This is a genomic window from Lutibacter sp., assembly GCF_041596795.1.
Classification (GTDB): Bacteria; Bacteroidota; Bacteroidia; order Flavobacteriales; family Flavobacteriaceae; genus Lutibacter.
This window is the reverse complement of sequence record NZ_JBFHHX010000232.1, coordinates 1-3,304: the sequence shown is the minus strand read 5'-3', so window position 1 is coordinate 3,304 and position 3,304 is coordinate 1. Positions and strand designations below refer to the sequence as shown.

Below are 3,304 nucleotides of genomic sequence, written 5' to 3'. Positions count from 1 at the left end.
GTGAATGCGCTGCAATGAGCACCCACTGGAGCACAAATTGTAGTGCAATGAACGGCAAGTACAAATGCGACAAAGGAGCGTTTTTAATTGTATTTTATGGAACTAAATGGAGCAATTGACGAACACCTTATTACCTGCACGAATGTTTGTAGTTTGTTCTACTGTTACTAATGGAAACGAATTTAAAAAGTTAGGTTATGGTTAAAGCAAAAAGCTAAAATAGCACTAGTATCTATTTTAAAACCTTACGAAAAGCCGTAATGTTTGTTTTTTCAGTCAATTATATTTGATTTATAAAAATGATAATATCTGTTATTCTATTTGTTGAAATATTCTTTAGGTCTTATTTAATTAGCATATTTAAACTAGAATAAAGTAATGATAATTGTCATTATAATTTTATGTGTAAATGCTTAATTTTACTCTCCGCTAAGAAAAAAATTATGAAAAAGATTTTATGAAAACAAATCAGGTATTTAGGATTACGCTTAAAAATGGTATTAGATCTTTTATTGTTTTTTTATTTCTTTTTACGATAATTTCCAACTCCCAGATTGTATCAATAGCAAGTGCGGTTAAAAATTATTTTGCTGCGATTTCTGCTACTGTTTCTGTTGATAATAATGAGGTTTGTCAGAATGGAGCAAAGCCAGTAATAACTTTTAAAGGTGAAGGAGGAGCTGGTGGCCCCTATACCTTTACATACAAAATAAATGGAGGAACTGAGCAAACAATTAAAACAAATAATACTGATGACTCAATTAATATTTCTGTAAATACAAGTGGTTCGGGTGATTTTAATTATGAATTAATAAAAGTTGAGGATAGTAATGGAGATATACAAACCATATCCGGTCAAATAGAAACTATAAAAATTAATAAGCTTCCAATAGTTGATTTTTCATTTACCAATGATAATTCTTGTTCAGGAACTTTAATTCAATTTACAACTATTGCAAGTGGGAATGGTCCATTTAAGTATTTATGGGATTTTGGTGATACCAAATCTTCAACGAATATTAATCCAAATCATATTTACAATTCTTATGGGTGTGGTTCGAAAATCTTTAATATCATATTGACCGTTACAGATGCAAATAACTGCTCTACAACTATAAAAAAAGTCATTAATGTAAAACAATTACCTGATATAGATTTTTATGATGATGATTTGAAAGATTTCAATAATTGTGGAAATGCTCTGCCATCAGATCCAAGTTACACGATTAATGTTGGTAATAACTCCATATCTGCAGCTTGTATTTCAAGCTATGATATAGATTGGGGAGATGGTAATTTTAGTAATGGAGTTATGACCTTTCCCATTGCACATACATATTTAACATTGGGTGTTTTTAAAATGAAAATAACTGCTATAGGCAATGATGGTTGTAATAATATTAAAACATATGATGTAAAAAATGTATCTAATCCAGGTGGAGGATTTGTAAGTCCTGGAAGCACACAGAATTTATGTGCACCAACTAAGTTATTGGAGTTTGAAATTTCAAATTGGGGAGTAAATTCTTTAGACACTTCATACGATATAGATTATGGAGATGGAAATACTTTAAAACTTACTCAAGTTGAATTGAATAACTCTATTTATTATAATTCTTTGGACCCAGCTAGTTCACAAAATTATCCAATCCCACATTCATATGTATCATCCAGTTGTGCTGAAAATAATGGTAAGTTTTTGGCTAAGTTAACTATTAGTAATGCTTGTGATTCAACAGATTTTACAATTTCCAATATTAGTATTTTGGCTAAATCAGAAGCAAATTTTACTAACCCTATAGTTTCGTGTGTTAACAGCTCTGTTAATTTTGAAAACACTACTATTGTTGGAGATAATACAGGTTGTTCAAAAAATGCACTTTTTACTTGGGATTTTGGTGATGGAACTATAGAAACAAATTTATCATCCACTGCAAATAATGTAAATCACATCTATACTTTAGAAGGGAATTATACAATTACTCTTACTGTAAAAAGTAATTGTGGCGAATCTACAACTTCAAAACAAATTTGTATAGAGCCACCATTAGCGCCACAATTTTTAGTAGATAATGCAGAGGGTTGTATACCATTTAATATTTCGATTAGTAATACAACCGACCTTGCAGGTAGTTGTAGTCCTCCAATTTACTTATGGGCGGTTACTTATACTGCCTCCAATTGTGGCACAGCTGAAAATTGGGATTTTACCAATGGAACAGATGAAAACTCTAAAGAACCCGAATTTGTTTTTAATGAAGCGGGGATTTATACTTTAACTTTAGCAACCACAAATTCTTGTGGTACCAAAATAAGTGCACCTCAAGTTATTATTGTTAAGAGACCTCCGAAAGCAACTATTGAGCCAATTGCTGATTTTTGTGGACCAACAGTTATTTCACCAGTTGCACTTATTGAAAATTGCACAACTGATATTAGTGGTTTGACTTATAATTGGACATTTATTGGAGGAACGCCAACTAGTTCAAATCAACTCAATCCAGGAGCTATTGATTATACGCTTCCAGGATTATATACAATCACTTTAGAAGTAACTAATGAATGTGGCGTTTCAAATAAAGCAACGGAAATTTTTGAAATTTTACCAATTCCTACTATTACCAATACTGATTTAACACAAAATATATGCTCTGGAATAGCAACTACTGAAATTTTTTTAACTTCAGATAATCCGAACACAACTTATACTTGGACTTCCATAGCAACTGCAGGAATTACAGGGTTTATTCCATCAGGAACTGCAAGCACAATACCTGCTCAAACAATCACGAATACTGCTGCGACTACAGGTACAGTAACCTATACCATTACACCTTCAATTGGTACTTGTGTTGGCCCTTCTGTTGATTATGTAATAACAGTAGATCCTGCAGCAAATATTACCTCTCAACCGGAGTCAAGTGTAGTGTGTTTGGGAGCTGTTGCAAACCAGTTAACAGTTAGCTATGTAGGACCTAACACACCAGTCTATCAGTGGTATGAAAATGGTATAGATTCTAACACTGGAGGAACACCAGTAACTGGAGCAACAAGCGTTACTTACGATCCGCCAATAAACGTTTTAGGTACGATTTATTATTATGTAACAATCACTTTCCCTGCTGGAAGTTGTTCTGAGGTTGTTTCAGCAACTGCAACTGTTACGGTTGAACCAGGTATTACTATAGATCCACCACGACCATTAGAAAGTATTTGTGTAGATGGTACAGTGAGTACTATGGATGTTACTTATACAGGAGGTACGGGTACACCAACCTATCAGTGGTATGTAAATACAACCGAT

The 3,304-nt window shown here is 32.8% G+C and carries 1 protein-coding gene; it reads left to right on the top strand.

What is annotated here, in order from left to right:
- Positions 1-457: 457 nt before the first annotated feature.
- On the top strand, positions 458-3,304 hold a 2,847-nt coding region (locus tag ABY298_RS15650; RefSeq protein WP_372746984.1), incomplete at its 3' end, for a PKD domain-containing protein.